Below are 22,236 nucleotides of genomic sequence, written 5' to 3'. Positions count from 1 at the left end.
GGAGTGAATAATGAGTGTAAATAAACTAGGTAAGATTGCTGTAATTGGTCTATCTGCTGCTTGGATTGCCGGCTGTAGCACAACGTCAACGGATACTGATTCTGCTACGACAGCAGAAAATGCAGCAACCACTGAACAAGCTGCAGATGCAAATGGCACATCAGATCAATCTTATGGTGCTAATCAAGATAACGCTGTAAGTAGTGTTATTGTTGATGATGGTCAAGCTAAAGCGAATGACAAAAACAGCATGAGTATGCTTGACGGCGTTCAAACTGTTTTCTACTTCGACTTTGATAAGTCTGTTGTTCGTCCAGCTGCTCGCGAAGCGCTAGCTAAACACGCTCAATACCTTATCGCTAACCCAGAAGCACATGTTGTTCTTGAAGGTCACACTGATGAGCGTGGTACTCGTGAATACAACATGGCACTAGGTGAGCGTCGTGCTAAAGCAGTGGCTCGTTACTTGACTATTCAAGGCGTTGCGGCTTCTCAAATCGAAACAGTTAGTTTTGGCGAAGAAGTTCCAGTTGCCTTCGGTCATGATGCTGCTTCTTGGCAATTAAATCGTCGAGTAGAAGTTCGTTACGAAAAATGATCGTGAATAAGCTTATTTCTCGCTCCTTTGCAGTGGTGCTGTTTTTTACAGCACCACTAGCAATGGCTGCCAATCAGCAGACCGGTGCTTTGTCATCGAATGCGGCAGCAGAATTACTCTCGCAATTGGATACATTGCAATCCGATGTGAGAAACCTTAGAGGTCAATTAGAAGAGCAAGGGCATGAGTTGTCTCAAATGAAAGCGCAGCAGCGTGATCGTTATATTGATTTAGACAAACGTATCTCTCTTTTAATGTCAGCTTCGGCAGCAAAACAAAATGATAATACTTCCCAAGTAAGTTCAGATGTTGCTCCAGCCTCTACCGAAGCGCCAATTGCGCTAGGTGTAAATGGCGATTCATCGGATACTTCAGTTCAAACTGCTCCCATAGCCCTCGCACCAGCATCACCAGAAGCCAAAAGTGCTTACAATGATGCTTATGCCTTGATTCGCAAGAAGCAATTTGAAACAGCTGAGGTCGCTTTTACAGAGTTTGTTAAGGATTATCCCAATAACAAACTTACTGGTAATGGCTACTATTGGCTTGGCGAGTTAAAACTCGTTCTGGGTAAACCTAAAGAAGCGTTGCAAGAATTCAATACTGTCATTAAGAAATTCCCTGGTCATAACAAAGAGCCTGATGCGTTATATAAACTAGGAATTGTCAATGATCAGTTGGGTAATACTGACGCATCTAAGTCTTATTTACGGGATGTCATTAGTCGTTTTCCTAATAGCAAAACTGCAAAGTTGGCAACAAGTTACCTAAGTAATGTTAAATAACTTGTAATTCTCAGCGGGCTCTGTACTATACGCAACCCGTTGGGTCGTTAGCTCAGTTGGTAGAGCAGTTGACTTTTAATCAATTGGTCACTGGTTCGAATCCAGTACGACCCACCAACTTTTTTTTATCTTTCTGTGATTTTTGGGTCGTTAGCTCAGTTGGTAGAGCAGTTGACTTTTAATCAATTGGTCACTGGTTCGAATCCAGTACGACCCACCAAATATCACCTCGCTTCAAGTACCTAAAGAGGTAGCGATATGTCTGAGATTTTTGATAAAGTGGCATTGCGTGCGACGGTTCAAAAACACTTATCCGCAGCTGAAAAATCCCTAGAAAATCCCCCCTTAGATAATGACTCGCTTCGCGAAGAGATCAAGTCACTACTTAAGCAAAAAAATGCCGTTCTAGTTGCTCATTACTACACCGATGATGCTATTCAGGAATTGGCTGAAGAAACCGGCGGTGTTATTGCCGACTCTCTCGAAATGGCTCGATTTGGTGCCAACCATGATGCAACAACTCTCGTGGTTGCTGGCGTTAAATTCATGGGCGAAACCTCTAAAATATTAAGCCCAGAAAAAACCATTTTAATGCCAACGTTAGAAGCAACCTGTTCGTTAGACATTGGTTGTCCTGCTGATGAATTTTCTGCATTTTGTGACCAATATCCAGATCGTACTGTTGTTGTTTATGCGAATACTTCAGCGGCGGTAAAGGCGCGGGCAGATTGGGTTGTCACCTCGAGCATCGCTCTGGATGTCGTTACTTATCTTTCTGATAGGGGTGAAAAAATTATTTGGGCACCAGATCAACATCTTGGTGGTTATATTCAGCGTGAGACTGGTGCTGATATGATTCTTTGGGATGGTGCTTGTATCGTTCATGAAGAGTTTAAAGCAAAAGGTATTCTTGACCTAAAAACGGTTTATCCGAATGCCGCTGTTTTGGTGCATCCTGAATCGCCTGAATCTGTTGTTGACGTCGCTGATGTTGTTGGTTCTACCTCTCAACTGCTCAAAGCATCCAAAGAAATGAGCAACGATACCTTCATAGTGGCAACAGATAGAGGTATTTTTTATAAAATGAAGCAGGCTTCTCCTAGCAAGCGTTTCGTAGAGGCGCCTACTGGTGGATCTGGTGCGACTTGTAGAAGTTGTGCTCATTGCCCTTGGATGGCGCTGAATTCGTTAGAACTACTTCGTAATGCCCTGAGAGATGGTACTGGCGAAATATTTGTAGACGAAGATACAAGAGTTAGCGCTCTAATTCCCTTACAGCGTATGCTGGACTTTCAAATCAGTTAATATTAGCAGGATGGTTGCTCAAATCATCCTGCTTTCTCTTCCAAATTATTCAGGTACCGCAATTAACACCTGAACCTAAGTCTTCATTTTTTCTTTGTATTTACTTTAAAAAACTAGACCACAAAAAACCTTATATGATATTAATTATCATTACTGGTATCTCCAATCTAATCTTTACGTATGTCGAAAGGAAAATAGCGCTTTATGAGTAATGACTTTATAAAATTTATGCGGAATCGAGTCTCACAACCAGCACTAGCATCCCCAGGTCCAAGTAAAGAAGAATGGTTGGAAGTGTTAGATGCAGCCAGCCGAGCAGCAGATCATCGTAACCTAAAGCCGTGGCGCTTCCGAGTTTATGAAGGGGAAGGGCGCAATAAAATAGGGCAGATTTATTGGCAGCAGGCATTAAGTGAATTAGATGATCTCGATCCTTCAAAAGAGGCTTCGTTTGTTAAAAAAGCATTTCGAGCGCCGACCATTTTATTGGTATACGCCCATATACAAGAGCATTCGGCCGTGCCGGATATTGAACAGATTATGGCGACAGCCGCCGCCGCTCAACAATCGATGCTTGGCTTAAATGCACTTGGGTACGGAACAATGTGGCGCAGTGGTTCGGCTTGTTTTACATCCAAAACGAAAGAACTATTAGAGCTTGATGCAGAGGACCAAATTGTTGGCTTAATTTATGTCGGCACACCAACAGCAAAATCAACAGTACCAGAAGACACGGGTATTAAAGAACGAATTGAATGGGTTAGCTGTTAATAACGAGATTCTTTATTTAAAAATTGGTTGCAATTCAATGACTTCATAATTATTATACGCCCACAAATTACGCAGAGCGTGATTGGCCGGTATTGGTGAGCTGTCCGAGTGGCCGAAGGAGCACGCCTGGAAAGCGTGTATGTCGAAAGGCATCAAGAGTTCGAATCTCTTGCTCACCGCCATTATCCCTCTAGAATCATGGGTTACAGGGTGTTTCTAGAAATTGTACATCAAAAAGTACATCAATAGAAAACCAGTTAGACTAACGTCTAGCTGGTTTTTTTGTTTTCATTACTGGTGTTGTAAGTTAGCTTTGTTCTTTGCTTTCTTTGAAATATTCCACGTTGAGCTTCTGGTTTTGGTTTGTTTACTCTATTCATTAACTGTTCATCTGTACGATTTTTTTTCAATTGCAACAGAAAGCTCTCTATAATTTTGCTTTGGCTAACCTTGCTCTGTTTAGCTAATCGTTTTAACTCATTATATGCTTCCTTTGAGATCGTAAATTCTCCACTAATTAGCTTTGAATTTTTCCTCTTCTTATACTGGTTCCAAGCTGCTTTCATTCGGTTACAAAACGCCATTGTTTCAAGTGTATCTGGCCAGTTGTATGACGCTATTTTAAACGCATTTATTTTGTCTTCTAAGTTGCTAATTCCAAGAGCTCTGATAGTTAATCTATTGAGTGATTGAACTTCTTTTTTTTTCTCCAAATAACTCTCAAGCCATTCGGACTGTTCTGTATCTTGTGGGTTAATCCATTTTAAAATCTTCTTCATTTTTTCTTGGTCAGTAGTTTTCATTTCGCATTTACCTTATTCTTGCAATGTTAAAAATGACTGAATATTAGTCATGTTATCATATTTGATTTTTATGTAACTAGTTTCTAAACTAGTTAGTGTTCTCAATATCCACTAGTTGTAGGCCCATATATATAAGGTGTTGTCGTGATTAATCATCAGAGTCTAACGGCTGACGAGCGATTGCTCTTGCTGTCTCTTTTTCTGCGTTATGGAGTGTTGAAGGCTTTCACTTGCAGCATTCAACAGCTAGTTAAAGATCATCCAGCATCTAAAAAAAGCATTACTGCGTTCTTTAAAAAAATGCAGTCTATGAAAATTTTGAGTGTTGAAAAAAGCCCTAGTCCTAAGTATCCAAATAGTTATTTACTCACGACGGAATGTTCTAACTTCATAAAAAGAGATCGTGTTTTAGCAAGCGTTGCAGGAGAAGATGCTTTTAGATACTTGAAGGTAATATGTGGATTGTATGAGCCTATTGTAAGAAGAAATGAAGTCAAGAGACTGTCTAATTCAAATCGTTTTTTCTTGCTAATACTAGTCTTGAGTTCTGATCCACTAGGGCGAGTTGATAGTATCTCTGTGTCTGGTTTTTCTAGGCTGATGGGGGTTAGTGATGACAGCATAAAGCTCAGAATTAAAACTTTAATAAGTAACGGAATCATAAGGGAGTATGTACAGGGTGGGAGCTATAAAAATCTTTTTGGTAAAACTAAAAGTTCATTGGTCTTAGATGTTATGCATCCGTTCCTAAATGGAGCTTTTTTGAATATTTCTAGATTGAGGGTGGAGTTTATCAATCAACTTGATCTTGAATACTTTGGGCATTCTGAGATGCTACGTGTTTTTACTAATGATTTAAGCTCATCACACCTTCAGGTTGAAAGAGAAGTGGATATCAGTAAAGTAAAAGATCTCATCATCAAAGACAGGCGCACCTGCGATGCCATACAAAGTTTAATTACAAAGTATGCGTCTCAATCTCTGTCATCAGGCATAGTTTTATCTAGAGAGCAAATACTTAATGGCAAGATAACCAAATGTCTTCTTGAAGAAGTAATGCCTAAAACCCAAAATGATAGTTCTTTGGCTTATCTTGAGTTGTGTAAACTGATTAGCATTTGGAGCTACCGACAAGCATGTATCTACAGGGCTCTATTGCAATTTGTCTATAGAAAGGACTTTCAGCTTCAAGGTGCCTTGATATTGAAAGAGACATGTAAAAATAAGAAGACAAGTAACGGTGTGATTACTTTTAGCTTTGAAGTCATCTTTCTAGACGATCGATCATGTTATGACCATCAATTGAAAGTTAAACAATGCATTGAAAGTGGACGCTTATTCCCAGTTGATAGTCTGAATCGATTTGCAGAGCTCGATTTTCGAAGCTTTCTTGCTCAAGTCAGATATATTTATAACCATATAGAGCAATAACTCCAGAGCGATTTTTTTCTTTGTTAAAGGCTACACACCCCGTGGAGTATGGTTTTCATTTTTCCATTTTTGTCTGTAATAGATATATACTTTGTAATCTTAACCAATATTAAGAATAGATAAGACTACACACTGCTATAAGGCTATAAGGCTATAAGGCTATATAAGTAGTATTAGCTGCATGTAAGAGTTTTAAAAAACATAGTTGGTAAACCCTGTGAATAGAATCACAGGAGATCAGCTATGCAGAAACATCTTTCAATACTAAGCAGTAACCAATACAGAAACTTACCTGTCAATCCTAACTACCAATTAGTTGAGTGTTACCTTGCTCAAACGCATAATGTAATGAGTAAGGCGTTTGCTCAACATCCTCGCAGTATCGTTTTTCATGCTGAACTACGCTTTCCAAAGTCATACCAGTGCTCCATGGCGGATAACGAATGCCTAAGTCGTTTTATTGCTTCATTCAAAGAGCAAGTATGTGCGGAGCTTAAGACTCGTGCTAAAAGTGGATGTAGGGTACATAAGACTGCAGTTCGATATGTCTGGTGCCGAGAACAGTCTTCTTCTAAGAATGTTCATTATCATGTTTTTTTCCTGATGAACGGAGACAGTTTTCGTAACTATGGTGACTTGAGTAACCCTATGCGAGGTCAATTATGCTACATGCTGAATATTGCTTGGTGCCGTGCTCTTCATATCGAGCAAAACCCTTGTAGTGGGCTTGTTCATTTCCCTGGTCCAATAATGCGTATCAATATTAATGAACTTAATCCAACTAAGTCATACGATGAGTTTATGAAGGTTGATGCTACGCCACTAGAGTCAGTAGCACATTGGATCAGTTATCTCTCAAAAATAGATACAAAGCAATACGGACAAGGTAGAAGGAGCTTTGGCTGCAGTCAAAAATAAAAATGAATGATGGTGAATTGCATACAAGCACCGAATGGTACTTGTATGCTTCATTGCTTTAATGAGCTACAAGCTCCCCAAGAGGAACTTGGCTGGCTTTATTTTTGCTATCAGAGAATATATGTTTTTTCACTATCCAGCCCTCACGGATAAAGTCTTTATCTGTTAAGAAGTATCCATTTCCCATACTGTAGTTCTGTCGGTGTTCTTTGCTTTGATTTTTATCTGCAAGGAATTTGAGGTCTGAGTGATTTCCACAGGCTTTACGTAACTCACTAAACAACATCCTAGTATGCTTTGACCAAGCTAAGATGATAGTTCGTGTTGTTTTACTTCGATAGTAGTCTGCATAAGGATCACTATTTATCTCATCGTATTCTGTATGGGTAGCAATAATCACTGATTTTGCCCATTGAGGAATCATCAAAGAGTCTTGAAATTGTTTTTCATCAGCACGTTTTATAGCCTCAATATTTTTCTTTGATTCAAGTAAAGCTTCATCTCTTTGGTGCTGAAGTTTTTTATTGTGTTCGCATATTTCTTTCATACGAGTGCGAGCATCAAAGACTGCGGACTTATCAAACTCATACTTGGTGATGGTTCGGATCATACTGATGTATTGATCATTTAGATTGTTCAATGTTGTACAGTTATCGGCTAACCGTCTCTGGTTGAATTCAATGATACTTATACAGTGATCGGCAAAGCCAAGTTCGTTATCTCCAACACCTAAGTCAAGGCGACATTCGTATTGGCTGTGATCTGAAAGATTCACAGTAATACGAGTTTTATCATATCCTCCAGCAAGGTTGCTCACAGCGGCTTCAAAGGCCATTGATTCAAAAGTTACGAAGTCATACGTTACCATGCTTTTAAATAGACCTGACTCTGACCAGTGAACGGATACTGATACGGGTGTAATCATTGTGTTAAGGGAATTGTTGTGTGTGTTTTTCATCGTATAAACCTTCTTATGCTGAGATGTATTGCGATAGGGATAAGGGCGAGGAGAAGTGGTGGTTTGATTGAGAGATGTTAGAAATGGCAGCTAAAGTAATATCTTGATTAAAGTCCAGTGTAACGTGTGATACAGCATGATTCTTCCCCAGTTAGCGAGGCGTTCATAGATATCAAATAGTATTTGTTTGCATGTCGTAATCATGTCATGGCTGTCATGTGAGTATTGCAAAAATAGGGTATTCATTCGTAATAATAATTTTGCGAACATGATGGAGTGTCCTTAACTTTAAAGTTGTTAGTTTTGTCGCTAGATTTGTATTTCTTGAATATACGAAGGTTACAACAAGCCTAGTTCGGCAAAGGATACGCAGCTCTTACCAACCACGATGTGATCCAGAACCCGTATATCAATGATTTGTAATGCTTCAGTCAGTTTGTGCGTAATGCTCTTGTCTGCCATAGAAGGCTCTGGATCACCTGATGGGTGATTGTGGGCAAACATCACTGCAGCGGCATTGTGTTGTAGAGCAACCTTAACGACTTCTCTTGGGTATACGCTTGCAGAGTCAATCGTTCCAAAGAAGAGCTCTTTGTACTCGATTAGGTTGTGCTGACTGTCTAATAACAGCACAGCAAATACTTCTCTTTCATAGCTTCCTAGTTTGCAGTGTAAAAACTGTTTGGCAGTTTCGGTGCTGTTTATAACTTCGCCGCGCTTATACCTGGACACAATTATTTCAGAAGCGAGCTCTAGGACTTGATCCGCAGTCATTGGTAACTTGGTTACATATTCGTTTGAGTTAATCATTCGTATAAATCCTTCTGCATTAAATATTGTTTGCAAATAAGTAATATAGGCATCAGGAATCCTTGAGAATTGATCTAGAAAAAGCATTGTTGTGTACGGACGGGAGGGTGGAAGTGTAGTGTTTATAAGGGTTGTAGCCTTTCTCTGTGCATGGCTGATTTTTATTTCAAACATAGTTTTGTAATCAGGTGAATGAAACCATATAGGAATTCACCATGAGACTAATGCGATTAAAAGAAGTGATGAGACAAACTGCTTTAAGCCGTTCAACCATCTACAACAGAATGAGTGAAGGCCGCTTCCCAAAGACGGTAAAAATTGGAGAAAGAGCCGTTGCTTGGCTTGAGTGTGAAATTGAAGATTGGATCGAAGAAATAATTCAGCAGCGTGATTAAAGAGAAGAAACAACGATAGCTACCACCAGCCCCTTCTATTATGAAGGGGCTGGTGGGCTTGATTGTTTATTGTTGGCAGTTAACTACATAAATCCTAAGCTTATAAGTTTTGTTAATGGTATATGAATTATTGTCCATTCCTCAATTTTCTCGTATTCTCTCAGTATTATTCTTAAATAATCCAATCTGGCTAAGATGGTATTCTGAATGGAAGGTCAAATCCTTACCTTGAGAGAGGTAGCCGCTTATTTGAAGTTGGCAGAGAAAACTGCATACAGATTAGCCAGCGAAGGGAAGTTGCCAGGCTTTAAAGTAGGTGGCTCGTGGCGCTTTAAGCGTGAAGATCTAGAAGCATGGATAGAGAAACAAAAGGAAAACGGATGATCCCCAATTACCAAGATTGCATGAAGCCATTTTTACTTGCTCTTAAGAAGTCTGGAGCAGAGGAAGTGAAGCTTCGCGATATCATCAACAGTATTGCGATTCACTTTGAATTAACAGATGAAGAGCGAGCTCAGCCGCTACCCAGTGGTAAACAACCCATTTTAGATAATCGTGTAGGCTGGGCGCGTACCTACCTTGCTAAAGCTGGTCTGATTGATAGTCCACGTCGTGCGCACTTTGTTATTACAGATCGTGGAATTACCGCCTTAGACACACCAAGCCTTGAGATTAACAATCAATATCTTAAACAGTTTGATGAATTTGTTGCCTTTAAAAACCTGAGCAATACAAAAGAAACTGTCGAAGACACGCGTCAAGCATCTATTAAACCAGACATCGAAGACGACAATGGCATCACACCCGATGAGGCGCTTCGTAACGCCTACAAAACGATTAATGACGCACTTGCTCAAGATGTCTTGGAGCGCACTCGTAACGTCTCTCCGGCCTTCTTTGAACAGCTACTAATCGACTTGCTCATAGCGATGGGTTACGGCGGTACAGAAGAGGGAACAGCACACGCCTTAGGGAAATCTGGAGACAACGGTGTAGATGGTGTTATCAATCAAGATCCACTCGGTGTCGATCAAATCTACATTCAAGCTAAACGATACAAACAAGGTAACAATGTCAGTTCTGGAGACATTCGTGATTTCTTTGGCGCGTTAAACTTACATAACGCCCAAAAAGGTTTATTTATCACCACGTCAGACTTCACAAACTCAGCGAAAGACACCGCTCAAAAGCTCAGTACAAGAATCGTATTAGTAAACGGACACGATTTAGCCAAGCTCATGTTGCGCTACAACATCGGTAGCCGTAATGAGCAAACCTTATACATTAAAAAAATTGACGAAGAATTTTTTGAAGCCTAGCCACTTGATGGTTTGCGCTCTATTTGAGAATCAGGAAAAGAGTTAACTATGAACAAACAGCAACTAGCCGCTAAGATTTGGGAATCGGCAAACCAAATGCGTTCGAAGATCGAAGCGAACGAGTACAAAGACTATATTTTAGGTTTTATCTTCTACAAATATCTTAGTGATCAGCAGGTTGCTTTTGTGACTGCCCAAGGCATGACAAAAGAAGACATTAAAGCCTTAAATGAAAGTGATGCAGAAACGCTTGAGTTCGTACAAAGTAACCTTGGTTATTTCATTAGCTACGATAACTTATTTTCTACCTGGGTAGATCCAGAATCTGACTTTGATGAATCTAATGTACGTGATGCGCTTTCTGCCTTTAGCCGACTAATCCACAAAAATCATAAAAAACTGTTCGATGGTATTTTTACCACTCTAGAAACAGGCCTCAGTAAAATAGGCGAGAGCACTGGCAAGCGAACCAAAGCCATCAGTGACTTGTTACACCTAATCAAAAGTATCCCAATGGATAGCAAGCAAGGCTATGACGTATTAGGATACATTTACGAATATTTGATTGAAAAGTTTGCCGCAAATGCAGGTAAGAAAGCAGGGGAATTCTACACGCCTCACGAGGTCTCTCTGCTTATGTCTCACATCATTGCCCACGAACTAAAGCATAAAGACAACATCGAAATTTACGATCCTACCAGTGGTTCTGGCTCCCTGTTGATTAACATTGGTCACGCAGTAGGGCAATACGCCAAAAACAAAGACAGCATTACCTATTACGCCCAAGAACTGAAAGCCAACACTTACAACTTAACCCGTATGAATCTGATTATGCGAGGCATTAAAGCCAGCAATATTCATACTCGTAATGGCGATACGTTAGAAGACGATTGGCCTTATTTCGATGAAAACGACCCAAAAGAAACCTACGAAGCACTTTATGTGGATGCTGTGGTATCAAACCCACCGTATTCCCAAGCCTGGGACTCTGCTCATAAAGAAAGCGATCCACGATATTCTCGTTTTGGCTTAGCACCGAAGACCAAAGCGGATTTTGCCTTTCTACTGCATGATCTTTATCACCTAAAACCCGATGGTATTATGACCATTGTGTTGCCTCATGGCGTATTGTTCCGTGGCGGCGAGGAGGGGAAAATCCGTACCCAGTTGATTGAAAACAACCACATTGATGCGATTATCGGCTTACCCTCTAATATCTTCTTTGGTACCGGTATTCCTACCGTTATTTTAGTGCTTAAGCAAAAGCGCGCTAATACCGATGTATTAATTGTCGATGCCTCTAAACACTTTCTAAAAGAAGGCAAAAACAACAAGCTGCAAGCGTCTGACATCAAACGAATTACCGATACCGTCATCAGCCGTGAAAACCATGATGAATTTTCGCAACTTGTCAGCAAAGCCACCATTCGAGAAAACGGCTACAACCTAAACATACCGCGCTATGTCGATTCTTCTGCCGCCGCTGAAAGCTGGGATTTACACGCTACTATGTTAGGCGGCATCCCTAACAGTGAAATTGCCCAGTTAAAACGCTACTGGGAGGCATTGCCAGGACTCTATAACGCGCTGTTTACCGCAAAGTCCAGTGCCTACAGTGAATTAGCGATATCAAAAGACGAAGTGAACGCCACCATTACAAACAATACCGACGTGGTTGGTTTTATTGAAACCTACAACCACGCCTTTAAAGGATTTGATGAACACCTAAACACAACGCTGATCGAAGGCTGGGAAGTCGTAAACCGCCACCAGCAAGAAGCACAGCTCAGTGTTGAGCTGTTTGAACGACTAGAGCCGATTACGCTGGTGGATAAATATCAAGCCTACCAGCACTTGAACAACCAATGGCAAATCATCAGTGCTGACCTTGAAATGATTCAAACAGATGTGTTTTTTGTCGAGGCAGATAACACTCAAGTAGAAAAGCAGGATGCCAGTCCAGATACCGAAGAAATAAAAGGCTTTGATGTCACAAAAGTGGTTGTTCCCAACCTGGTAATCAATACCGTAAAAGGCAAAGAAGTAGAAGTACAGAATGGCTGGAAAGGCCATATTCTACCTTTTGATCTAGTACAACGAACGTATCTAGAAGATGACCTGCAAGCGATAGCCAAGCAAGAAAACCGTTTAGCGGAAATCACCAGCACCTTTGAAGAAATCTTAGAAACACTGACTGAAGAAGAAAAAGAGCAAGATACAGTAAAAGACAGCAAAGATGGATTTGCCAATGCCGAAGTGAACAAAGCCGCTAAAGTCTTTTTGAAAGAACAGAAAGACAGCAAAACGATCTTTTCTGAAGACAGTGTTGAACCAGAAGATAAGTATAAGGCGAAAATCATTCGTACCAGTAAGTTAATTGACGAAGAAAAAACACTGAAAAAATCAGTTAAAGAAGCCGCCATTGCCTTGCACCTAAAAACCAAAACTACCATCGAAGCCTTAACCGACGAAGAGGTTAACGAATTACTTTTCCTTAAATGGATTCAGCCGTTAACAAGCGAACTCGCTGCCATGCCAAGTACAGTCATTACCCAGATGACCAGCCAAGTACGAGCTCTTGCCGATAAATACGCCGTCACTTACTCGCAAGTCGCTAACGACATCAAAACCACCGAGCAAGAACTGGCTGACATGATGGATGAACTCACGGGTAATGAGTTCGATATGCAAGGCTTAGCCGAGCTCACTAATTTGTTGAAAGGTGAGTAATATGATTCTAGGGAAGAAGGTGCCTGAAATTCGTTTTCATGGGTTTAGTCATGATTGGCAGAATAAAGAAATTGGAAGTATCTTAGGGGAGACAAAGCGACCTGTTGAACTGCTTGATAACGAATTATATCAATTGGTGACAGTAAAACGCCGCAACGAAGGTGTTGTGCCTAGGGCTACTCTAAAAGGAAAAGATATATTAGTAAAGAGCTATTATGGAATCAAAGCTGGTGATTATCTGATATCAAAGCGCCAGGTTGTCCATGGTGCTAACGGGATCGTACCAGAGAGCCTAGACAATGCTGTTGTATCTAATGAGTATCTTGTCTTAACAGATAGTAATGAAATTACTGCCAAATTCTGGACTGTGATTTCAAAAAGACCTGAAATGCATAAGCTGTTTTTTATTAGCTCATATGGAGTCGATATTGAAAAGTTAGTATTTGATGTTACTGACTGGAAAGGTAGAGCGATCACAATTCCAGGTGTGGCAGAACAAAATGTGATAACAGATCACTTTCAAAAGCTCGACGGTCTAATCAACCAACACCAACAAAAGCATGACAAGCTCAGCAGTATTAAAAAAGCCATGCTGGGGAAAATGTTCCCCAAACAAGGCGAAACAGCCCCAGAAATCCGTTTTAAAGGGTTTAGTGGTGGGTGGGAGGAGAAGCCGTTATCTGACATTGCACAAGTGATTGACCCTCACCCGAGTCATAGAGCTCCTGATGAAGTAGATAATGGAGTACCTTTTATTGGTATAGGTGATATATCGGATGCTGGTCTTTTGGACTTTAAAAACGTAAGAATTGTTCCTCAGGATATCTACAATGAACATTCTGCCCGATACACGATCGAAAATGGTGATTTTGCGTATGGAAGGGTCGCTTCAATAGGTAAAATTATTGATTTATCGAATAATGTTGGCAAGAAATATACCTACTCACCTACATTGGCAATCGTCAAGCCTAAGAGCTTATACCCTGCATTCTTAAAAAGTTATTTAGGAACAGAGGTTTTCAAAGGGCATGTTGATAACAAAACTTCCGGCTCAACTCGTAAATCATTAGGCGTACAAGATTTTAGAAATCTGCCAGTGCTTTTTCCTGTAGTAGATGAACAAACTGCGATCGGCAACTATTTTCACAAGCTCTATGCGCTTATCAATCAACACCAACAACAAATCACTAAACTAAATAACATCAAGCAAGCCTGCTTGAGCAAAATGTTTGTCTAGCAGGGAGCGAGTATGACCACATTTAAAAAAGAAGCGGATTTCGAACAGGCCTTTATTGAAGTATTAATCAATAAAGGTTGGGAAGCTGAGGTGTTAAAAAACCAAACCGAAGTCGATTTACTGCAAAACTGGGCCAATATTTTATTTGAAAACAATAGCCAGCAGGATCGTTTGAATGATGTACCGCTTACCACCAGTGAAATGCAGCAAATCATTGAGCAAATTACCGCGCTCAAAACACCGCTAAAACTGAATGGCTTAATCAACGGCAAAACTGTCGCCATCAAGCGCGATAACCCAGCAGACAGCGCGCACCTTGGCAAAGAAGTCAGCCTAAAAATTTACGACCGTCAAGAAATCGCCGCCGGTCAAAGCCGCTACCAAATCGTGCAACAACCTAAGTTTGAGCGAGGCAGTCCGTTACGCAACGACCGACGCGGTGATGTGATGCTGCTAATTAATGGGATGCCTGTCATTCATGTGGAATTAAAACGCAGTGGCATTCCTGTAAGCCAAGCCGTAAACCAAATTGAGAAATACAGTAAAGAAGGTATGTTCACAGGTCTGTTTTCATTAGTGCAAGTGTTTGTCACTATGCAGCCAGACGAAACCATATACTTCGCCAACCCAGGTATGGATGGACATTTTAATCCAGATTACCAATTCCACTGGGCAGACTTTAATAACGAACCCATGAATCAATGGAAAGACATCGCTTCTACATTGCTGTCTATTCCCATGGCGCACCAGCTTATTGGTTTTTATACTGTTGCGGATGATTCCGATGGCGTGTTGAAAGTCATGCGCAGTTATCAGTATTACGCTGCCAATGCTATATCCGATAAAGTGGCCAAAACCAACTGGAAGCACTTGAGTAGTAATGCAGAGCGCTTAGGTGGGTATATATGGCACACGACTGGTTCAGGCAAGACCATGACCAGCTTCAAGTCAGCACAGCTAATTTCACAATCCAAAGATGCCGATAAGGTAATCTTTTTAATGGATCGTATTGAACTGGGCACTCAATCGTTATCAGAATATCGTAATTTCGCAAGCGATGGTGAAGATGTCCAGGCGACGGAAAACACCGACGTATTGATCACCAAGCTAAAAAGCACTAATCCAGCTGAAACTTTAATTGTTAGCTCAATCCAAAAAATGAGCAATATTTTTGAAGCGGTTGATGATGCGGGTACGGCGACTAATTCTGCTGACATTGATAAAATTCGTAATAAACGACTTGTGTTTATCATAGATGAAGCCCATCGCTCTACATTCGGCGATATGTTGATCACTATTAAAAATACCTTCCCGAGCGCTTTGTTCTTTGGCTTTACGGGTACACCGATACAAGAAGAAAATGAGAAGAGTGGCAACACCACCAGTACGGTATTTGGTAATGAGCTGCATCGTTATAGCATTGCCGATGGTATCCGTGATGGCAATGTATTAGGTTTTGACCCTTATCGAGTCAGCACGTTTAGAGACAAAGACATACGTGAAGAGGTAGCACTTGCCGAAGCGAAAGCGGATTCTGTTGCGGACGCGATGGCAGATCCGGTTAAAAAGAAAAAGTTTAATGCGCTAATGAATGATGTCCTCATGGCGGGACATAAAGATACCGCCGGTAAATACATTAAAGGCATAGAAGACTATGTCCCCAAGGCACAGTATTTGAGCGATGAACACCAGGAAAGAGTCGTGGCGGATATTCTGCAAAATTGGGATGTACTTAGCCAAGGCAATAAGTTTCATGCCATTCTAGCCACCAACAGCATTGCCGAGGCAATTGATTATTACCGTCGTTTAAAAACCGCTAAGCCAGAACTAAAGATATCGGCACTGTTTGATCCTAATATAGACAACGATGGTGGAAGTGGCGACCGAGGGCCAACCTTCAAAGGCGATGGGTTAGAAGAAATCATGGCCGACTATAATGCACGCTACGATCAAGATTTTGACTTTGCTAATCATGGTAAATTCAAAAAGGATTTAGCAGCACGACTCGCTCACAAGAAACCCTATGAGCGAATTCACAAAGACCTAACTAAGCAGATAGACCTATTAATTGTTGTCGATCAAATGCTGACAGGGTTTGATTCTAAGTGGTTGAATACCTTGTATCTAGACAAGGTGATTAAATACCAAAATATCATCCAGGCGTTTTCTAGAACTAACCGTCTATTTGGCCCAGATAAACCACATGGCACGATTCGTTATTACCGTTACCCGCACACGATGGAGCAACACATCAAAGATGCAGTAAAACTGTATTCTGGCGACAGACCAATAGGTTTGTTTGTGGACAGGCTAGAAAGTAACTTAGAAGCCATGAACACCGTTTTCGCTGACATTACCGAGCTGTTTGTTAGTGCAAATATTAGTAATTTCGAAAAACTGCCGGATGACCCAGCAGAATGTGCTCAGTTTGCCTCGCTATTTAAAGAGTTCAATCAGCACCTTGAGGCTGCCAAAGTGCAAGGACTGAATTGGAACGAACTCACGTATTCATTTGGTGAAAACGATGAAAAACACGATGTTGTGCTGGCTGTTAATGAGCAAACCTATTTAGGCTTAGCCATTAGGTACAAAGAGCTTGCAGCGGGTGATAACGATAATGACAGTTTAGCGGGTGGCGATGTACCATTTGATATTAGTGGTTATTTAACTGAAATTGATACCGGAAAAATCGATGCGGATTACATGAACAGCCGCTTTGATAAGTTTTTAAAAGAGCTCGATAAAGGTCAAGATAAAGCGAGTGTTGAAGTCACACTTAATGAACTGCATAAGACATTTTCATCGCTTACCCAGAATGAACAGAAATACGCCAAGCTATTCTTACACGACTTACAGCGTGGTGATGCGAAGCTAATAGAGGGCCATACCTTTAGAGACTACATCAACGATTACAAAGATAACGCCGAAAACGCCCAATTAAACGCCGTTGTGAATGCATTAGGACTGGATAAAGAGCTACTTGTTGAGTTAATGCGAAGCAATGTAAGTGAAAAAGACATTAATCGCTTTGGTCGATTCGATGCGCTGAAAGCTTCAGTTAACATTGAGAAAGCCCAAGAATACTTCGAGCAGTTAGAAAAAAACAAACTGCCAACATTCAAAGTGAACTTGAAAGTCTCGAAGATGCTCGAAAGCTTTATTTTAAGTGATGGAATAGAGCAATAGCTGATTCGTAAACAATGAACATGTCCGTTACTTAGTCATTGTTGGAAGTCATAAAGGGAGTCTCTTGTGCTACAAGCAATATTGAATTAGTAAGAGGAATTTATACGTTGCTCACGGGCTATTCGACATATGCGAATGAAAGATTATTTTTAGAACGCTTAAAAGGAATTGATATGGATTTACAACGTTTATTCGCTCTAAAAGACCAAGAAACTTTTCAGGAAGTACTTCGTCAAGAAGGAAGGGATTACTATGAGCGTCGGCAAATGCTTGAAGCTGCCAATACGTTGTTTCGAAGTGAGAAGCGTTTAAGCAAAATGACGCAAGCAGAACGCAGCATCTTTCTTGGCCGTACGACCAAAAAAGAAGACTTTCATGCTTTTGATACAAATTTCTTTGGAGCTCCTGGTGGTAACGGTGAAGTAAAAAAAATCATTGCCACACAATACCTTCACTTGGATGCTTTTTTTGCAGCAATACCTCGACACGGTGACATAACAGAAACCAAATTCAAAAAACTTGTCAAACAGTTTAATCAAGGCTGTAAGGCTGGTGGCTCTAAAAAGATAGCTTTTGTCTTTCTAACTCGTATTCTTACTGTTTCCCGACCAGACTTTTTTGTCTCAGCAGCAGATAAAGCATTAGAACCAATTTGCAAAGCTCTTCAAATAAATGCGGTAGGTGTTGACCCTGATAAGTATTGGAGCCTTCTGAAAGCTCTACATCAATTGCCTATTTTTAAACATAGCGTTAATGATGTGTCATCGCTTGATCTGGCATTATTGGATAATGTTATTTGGACTGTCTCAGTTTCAAGCTCGACAGATGGAGCTCAAAGTCCATCGGCTGACCATCATATCAAGAGAAAAAATATGGAAACTTCACCTTCCCAAGCTTTAAATCAAATCCTTTATGGGCCTCCAGGTACGGGTAAAACCTACCATACGATTGAAGCAGCAGTAATGGTATGCGAGCCTAGTTTTACTTGGGGAGATAGAGTCGAATTAAAAGTAAAACACGATGAATTAGTGGCAAATAAACGCATTCATTTTGTGACATTTCATCAAAGTTTTAGTTATGAAGAGTTTGTGGAAGGGCTAAAAGCCAATTCTGAAAATGGCCAGATTAATTACCAAGTAGAAGATGGAATCTTTAAACAACTTTGTCATTACGATGAAGTGCCTGTGATTGAATCGAGCACTGATGAAAGCATATCGATTAAAGAGCGTAAAGTTTGGAAAATGTCACTAGGAAATACCTTGCATGATGATGTGAATATTTTCGAAAATTGCATAAGCAACAACCAAATCCGTTTAGGTTATGGTGATTCGTTAGATTTTTCGGAATGTAACTCTAGACAGGCTGTACTTGCTCAGTTTGATGCGAATGGAGTCCCTTCTAAATTAGCTGATATTCATGTGGCTCTGGTGAATATTTTTAAAAATGTTATGACTAAGGGTGATCTTGTTATCGTAACGGATGGGAATCTAAAATTCCGAGCTATCGCCGAAATTACGGGTGATTATATTTATGATACAGATGTCGATAGTCATTATGCTCAAACCCGAGCTGTTATTTGGCATAGGGTATATGAAAAGTCTTTGCCTTATGAAAAAGTCATGAAAAAACAGTTTACTCAAAGGACACTTTATCCGTTGTCTAGTTTTGTTCTTGATATGGAAAAACTTCAATTCCTCTTATTAAACGAGAAAGAGTCCTTTCAAAAATTACAAACTAAAATGGAGAAATGTGTGACTTCTCCTGCACGAGTACTTATTATCGATGAGATCAATCGAGGCAATATTTCTAAAATATTTGGTGACCTGATTACTCTGATTGAACCTTCTAAAAGAGCAGGCGCTGCGGAAGCCTTGTCGGTGCAATTGCCTTATTCGAAAGAATCTTTCTCTGTTCCAAACAATCTACACATTATCGGTACCATGAATACTGCAGATCGCTCTTTGGCTATGATGGACACGGCATTGCGCCGTCGGTTTGATTTTATTGAAATGATGCCTAAACCTGAACTCTTAAAAGACGTTTCAGTTAAAGGTATAGACTTAGAAAAATTACTTGAAAAGATCAATCAGCGTATCGAGATTCTTTACGACCGAGAACACACTTTGGGGCATGCTTTCTTTATGCCAGTAAAAGCCTTACTAGATGAGAAAAAAGAAGACCTGGCTTTCACTCAACTTCGGTCTATATTCCAAAATAAAGTGATTCCATTGCTTGAAGAATACTTTTTTGAGGATTGGGACAAAATTCGTTTGGTATTAGCAGATAATCAAAAACCAGAAAACCTTCAATTTGTTTTGAAAAAAGTGCAAAAAAATACAGCATTAAATGAACTCTTTGGTAAAGGCCATCAGCTAGATAAATACGGTCAGACTGTTGTTCAATATAGTTTGGTTGATAGTTCCTTAGGCGTGTGGAGTGAACCGAACGCATATATCGGCATTTATCAGGTTATGAGTGATGTTACTGCTGAAGAAGGTTAATCATGAGGCATACATCTGTTTTCGAATTTGATTATTTAACCTCTGATCAAGAGGCAGCCACTGAGCTTCAGGCGACTTGTATTTCTTGTGATGCGTTTAACTATCTCAAGGAAGTGAGCTTAAGCACTTATGAGACCGAAACAAGAAAATGTCTTAGTTTATGTAAACGGTATGGCTATGAGCTCATTCAGGTTAAGAACTACGTAGGAGTACTATTTACTCCTACGGGCGAGCATATTGAGGTATTGCCAAAAATAGGGCGTAAAAAATCGGATCCAGCACTGGCGAAAAAAGTGGCTCAAGATACCTTATTGATGATGTTGCAGCATTTAGGTATTTTTCGTCATCTTGTTACTAATCAAGCCAGCGTTGTCACTAAGAAAATGCCTTTGCTTGAAGTCTTTATTAGCCAATTTCTCGCATCGGTTAATCTACTTGTAAAACGTGGTTTAAAAAGTGATTATGTCAGAACTGTCGATAACCAGAACTTCCTAAAGGGTAAGTTGTTGGTTGCTGAGCAATTACGCCATAACCTTGTTAATCAGCATAAGTTTTATGTTGAATTTGATGAATATCAGATTAATCGCCCTGCAAATCGATTAATTAAGACAGCGATGGTGACATTAGAAAAATACACCCGTTTGGCTACCAATCAGAAATTATTGCGTGAATTAGCCTTTGCTTTCGCAGATGTCCCTTTATCTAAGTCAATAAAACAAGATATTAACGACCTTAAGCTCGATAGAAGCATGAAGGACTATTATGCTCCAATTGACTGGGCCAAAATCATTCTAGAAGGTTTTTCACCTTTGAGTATGCAAGGTGATCATAATGCTTTATCTCTACTATTTCCGATGGAATCAGTATTTGAGAGTTATGTGGCATCCATTCTAAGGGAGCAATTGGCAGAAGAGGTCACACTTACCACACAAGCAAGAAGTAAATACTTGGTGATTCATAATGAACAGAACCAATTTCTACTCAAACCAGATTTATTGGTTCGCTTACCTAACAATAAGAAAATGGTTATGGATAGCAAGTGGAAGCTGTTAGATGAAAGCCTAAGTAATGGTGGTCTTTCTCAATCCGACTTCTACCAGATGTTTGCTTATGGTCACAAATACCTCGATGGTAAGGGCGATATGGTACTTATCTACCCCTCCTGTGAAACCTTTCAAAACCCGATAAAAACCAGCTTTAACTTTAATGAGAATCTTCGCTTGTGGATCGTTCCTATGGATTTAGCACCAGATATAGAAAACTACGAACGCTTTAAATTACCTGAAAATTTAATCCAAACAACGGCTTTACTCCAAATTACAGCGAATAGCTGAATTTACAAAGAAAATGAAAGTTAATATAGGTAGGTTAGATCTGTTTCCTGTTTACACTATATGACCGGACTTTGACTTTCTAGGCGTACATTTAAATATCCATAGCCTTTATTTACACCCAGCTCTATACTGTATAAGCATAAGGGCTATCCATTTAGAGCAACCAATGTCAATATGTAGTGATGAACAAAAAATCTTCTTCACTCAAAGCGGGTATTGATTACCCTAAAAATTGGAGTCAATTTGTTGACTGGTTCCACGATGAGCAAGCTTGTCGTGATTATCTGTACACGCTTCGCTGGCCTAATGGCTTCATATGCCCAAATTGTTTGGCCCGCAAGGCACCTTATAGCCTTCCTAAAAATAAACTTAAATGCACTCAGTGTCGAAAGCAAACGTCTGTCACGGCAGGCACTATTTTTGATAAAACGAGAACACCTCTTAAAGACTGGTTTGCTGCGATTTGGTATCTTACAAATCAAAAAAATGGAGTAAGTGCGCTTGGTATACAGCGCTTACTTGGACTTGGAAGCTATCAAACAGCTTGGTCGATATTACATCGATTACGCTATGCAATGATCAACCCTGAAAGAGATAAGTTATCAGGAATTATTGAGGTAGATGAAACCTTCGTAGGTGGCTTAGTTAATATAAATCAACAAGATAAGAAGAAGTTTGTTGTGTTGATCGCAATAGAGTTAATTGAGCCAAAAGGGTTTGGTCGTATCAGATTACGACAGGTAGATAGAGCGACGAAAAGCAACATAGAGCAATTCATAGTCGATGTTATTGAACCAGATAGTCAAATTCATACAGACGGATCTGCGGCTTATGGTTCCATTGATAGCATGGGATACTCAAGAGAAAAGACCGTACATCTTGGTTCAAATATACCTGCTCACGAAACCATGCCAGGGGTTCACAGAGTAGCCTCTTTACTAAAGCGTTGGTTGTTAGGGACCTATCAAGGTGCTGTTCAATCTAAACAGCTCGACTACTATTTAGATGAATATACCTTTAGATTTAACAGAAGAAAATCGCGGTCTAGAGGGTTATTATTTTATCGATTACTTGAGCAATCTGTGACAACAAAACCCCTAACCTATAAAGGCATTAGAGCTAGATAAACACTATATATAGTGTCTGGTCGCTCTA

General features: G+C 40.1%; 18 protein-coding genes and 3 tRNA genes. 18 read left to right on the top strand and 3 right to left on the bottom strand.

Going from position 1 to position 22,236, the window contains the following annotated elements; all coding sequences use genetic code 11:
* The first annotated feature begins 10 nt into the window (after positions 1 to 10).
* The 7 genes from pal (at position 11) to E0D70_RS11570 (ending at position 3,641) form a co-directional block, all read left to right on the top strand.
* Positions 11 to 598 carry a peptidoglycan-associated lipoprotein Pal gene (gene pal / locus E0D70_RS11600; protein WP_133012449.1) on the top strand — a complete coding sequence of 196 codons (588 nt, stop codon included), beginning with the start codon at positions 11 to 13 and terminating at the stop codon, positions 596 to 598.
* Between the two features lie 2 nt (positions 599 to 600).
* The gene (gene ybgF, locus E0D70_RS11595) at positions 601 to 1,383 is read left to right on the top strand and encodes a tol-pal system protein YbgF (RefSeq protein WP_240537089.1); all 783 of its coding nucleotides are present in this window, start codon (positions 601 to 603) and stop codon (positions 1,381 to 1,383) included.
* A 41-nt stretch (positions 1,384 to 1,424) separates the two neighbouring features.
* A tRNA-Lys gene (locus E0D70_RS11590) sits at positions 1,425 to 1,500 on the top strand.
* 27 nt (positions 1,501 to 1,527) lie between these two features.
* Positions 1,528 to 1,603: transfer RNA gene (locus E0D70_RS11585), tRNA-Lys, on the top strand.
* 38 nt (positions 1,604 to 1,641) lie between these two features.
* Positions 1,642 to 2,688, top strand: a complete 1,047-nt coding sequence (gene nadA / locus E0D70_RS11580; RefSeq protein ID WP_133012447.1) for a quinolinate synthase NadA — start codon at positions 1,642 to 1,644, stop codon at positions 2,686 to 2,688.
* Positions 2,689 to 2,892: 204 nt separating this feature from the next.
* A complete protein-coding gene (locus E0D70_RS11575) occupies positions 2,893 to 3,459 on the top strand; it encodes a nitroreductase family protein (RefSeq protein WP_133012446.1) in 567 nt (188 codons plus the stop codon).
* A 94-nt stretch (positions 3,460 to 3,553) separates the two neighbouring features.
* Positions 3,554 to 3,641, top strand: a tRNA-Ser gene (locus tag E0D70_RS11570).
* Positions 3,642 to 3,728: 87 nt separating this feature from the next.
* On the opposite strand, the gene E0D70_RS11565 is transcribed toward E0D70_RS11570, so the two are convergent.
* The gene (locus E0D70_RS11565; RefSeq protein ID WP_133012445.1) at positions 3,729 to 4,262 is read right to left on the bottom strand and encodes a hypothetical protein; all 534 of its coding nucleotides are present in this window, start codon (positions 4,260 to 4,262) and stop codon (positions 3,729 to 3,731) included.
* 144 nt (positions 4,263 to 4,406) lie between these two features.
* On the opposite strand from E0D70_RS11565, the gene E0D70_RS11560 reads away from it, so the two are divergent.
* Together E0D70_RS11560 and E0D70_RS11555 are read left to right on the top strand one after the other, a co-directional pair.
* The gene (locus tag E0D70_RS11560) at positions 4,407 to 5,693 is read left to right on the top strand and encodes a hypothetical protein (RefSeq protein WP_133012444.1); all 1,287 of its coding nucleotides are present in this window, start codon (positions 4,407 to 4,409) and stop codon (positions 5,691 to 5,693) included.
* A gap of 243 nt (positions 5,694 to 5,936) precedes the next feature.
* Positions 5,937 to 6,611 carry an inovirus Gp2 family protein gene (locus E0D70_RS11555; RefSeq protein ID WP_133012443.1) on the top strand — a complete coding sequence of 225 codons (675 nt, stop codon included), beginning with the start codon at positions 5,937 to 5,939 and terminating at the stop codon, positions 6,609 to 6,611.
* 58 nt (positions 6,612 to 6,669) lie between these two features.
* On the opposite strand, the gene E0D70_RS11550 is transcribed toward E0D70_RS11555, so the two are convergent.
* A complete protein-coding gene (locus tag E0D70_RS11550; RefSeq protein WP_207923252.1) occupies positions 6,670 to 7,569 on the bottom strand; it encodes an LPD25 domain-containing protein in 900 nt (299 codons plus the stop codon).
* A 339-nt stretch (positions 7,570 to 7,908) separates the two neighbouring features.
* Entirely contained in the window at positions 7,909 to 8,379 is a 471-nt protein-coding gene (gene radC, locus E0D70_RS11545; RefSeq protein ID WP_133012442.1) for a RadC family protein, read from the bottom strand.
* Positions 8,380 to 8,594: 215 nt separating this feature from the next.
* On the opposite strand from radC, the gene E0D70_RS11540 reads away from it, so the two are divergent.
* The 9 genes from E0D70_RS11540 to E0D70_RS11500 all read left to right on the top strand — a co-directional run bounded on the left by E0D70_RS11540 (position 8,595) and on the right by E0D70_RS11500 (position 22,208).
* Positions 8,595 to 8,774: an AlpA family phage regulatory protein gene (locus tag E0D70_RS11540; RefSeq protein ID WP_133012441.1), complete on the top strand. Its 180-nt coding sequence runs from the start codon at positions 8,595 to 8,597 to the stop codon at positions 8,772 to 8,774.
* A 207-nt stretch (positions 8,775 to 8,981) separates the two neighbouring features.
* Complete coding sequence (gene mads1, locus E0D70_RS11535; protein WP_133012440.1) at positions 8,982 to 9,158, top strand: methylation-associated defense system helix-turn-helix domain-containing protein MAD1; 177 nt, start codon at positions 8,982 to 8,984, stop codon at positions 9,156 to 9,158.
* A complete protein-coding gene (locus tag E0D70_RS11530) occupies positions 9,155 to 10,093 on the top strand; it encodes a restriction endonuclease (protein WP_133012439.1) in 939 nt (312 codons plus the stop codon). The genes mads1 and E0D70_RS11530 overlap by 4 nt, the downstream gene beginning before the upstream one ends.
* Positions 10,094 to 10,141: 48 nt before the next feature.
* Positions 10,142 to 12,823, top strand: a complete 2,682-nt coding sequence (locus tag E0D70_RS11525) for a type I restriction-modification system subunit M (RefSeq protein ID WP_133012438.1) — start codon at positions 10,142 to 10,144, stop codon at positions 12,821 to 12,823.
* 1 nt (position 12,824) lies between these two features.
* Positions 12,825 to 14,060: a restriction endonuclease subunit S gene (locus tag E0D70_RS11520; protein ID WP_240537086.1), complete on the top strand. Its 1,236-nt coding sequence runs from the start codon at positions 12,825 to 12,827 to the stop codon at positions 14,058 to 14,060.
* Positions 14,061 to 14,072: 12 nt separating this feature from the next.
* A complete protein-coding gene (locus E0D70_RS11515; RefSeq protein ID WP_133012437.1) occupies positions 14,073 to 17,246 on the top strand; it encodes a type I restriction endonuclease subunit R, EcoR124 family in 3,174 nt (1,057 codons plus the stop codon).
* A 173-nt stretch (positions 17,247 to 17,419) separates the two neighbouring features.
* A complete protein-coding gene (locus tag E0D70_RS17715) occupies positions 17,420 to 19,747 on the top strand; it encodes an AAA family ATPase (protein WP_276312850.1) in 2,328 nt (775 codons plus the stop codon).
* Positions 19,748 to 19,749: 2 nt separating this feature from the next.
* Positions 19,750 to 21,081, top strand: a complete 1,332-nt coding sequence (locus E0D70_RS11505; RefSeq protein ID WP_133012436.1) for an McrC family protein — start codon at positions 19,750 to 19,752, stop codon at positions 21,079 to 21,081.
* Between the two features lie 182 nt (positions 21,082 to 21,263).
* Positions 21,264 to 22,208, top strand: coding sequence for an IS1595 family transposase (locus E0D70_RS11500; protein ID WP_133012513.1), 945 nt, complete (start codon positions 21,264 to 21,266; stop codon positions 22,206 to 22,208).
* Positions 22,209 to 22,236: the final 28 nt, after the last annotated feature.

It is taken from the genome of Marinomonas flavescens (genome assembly GCF_004352835.1).
Taxonomy (GTDB): Bacteria; Pseudomonadota; Gammaproteobacteria; order Pseudomonadales; family Marinomonadaceae; genus Marinomonas; species Marinomonas flavescens.
The sequence above is the reverse complement of the archived record's forward strand: the minus strand, read 5'-3'. Positions and strand labels throughout refer to the sequence as shown.